The organism is Tritonibacter sp. SIMBA_163, from assembly GCF_046535935.1.
Lineage (GTDB): Bacteria > Pseudomonadota > Alphaproteobacteria > Rhodobacterales > Rhodobacteraceae > Epibacterium > Epibacterium scottomollicae.
This window is the reverse complement of sequence record NZ_JAWJBP010000804.1, coordinates 1-256: the sequence shown is the minus strand read 5'-3', so window position 1 is coordinate 256 and position 256 is coordinate 1. Positions and strand designations below refer to the sequence as shown.

The window sequence follows — 256 nt, the reverse complement described above, 5'->3', positions numbered from 1 at the left end:
CGACCTCGCCAAATGGGCGCCGACCAGCGCCAACTGCCAGCCGATGCGCGTGGTCTTCGTCAAGTCGTCGGACGCAAAGCAGAAGCTGCGCCCCGCGCTGATGGACGGCAACGTCGATAAGACGATGGCTGCGCCCGTCTGCGCGATCATCGCCCACGACCTGGAATTCCACGAGAAGTTGCCCGAGCTGTTCTCCCAGGCCGACGCGCGCAGCTGGTTCGCCGGTAAGCCGGACGCGATCCAGGAGAACGCCTTC

General features: G+C 65.6%; 1 pseudogene. It reads left to right on the top strand.

Features of this window, described 5'->3' with window-relative positions:
• Positions 1-256 (top strand): annotated as a pseudogene (locus R0J92_RS24555) (nitroreductase family protein); the annotation flags it as partial.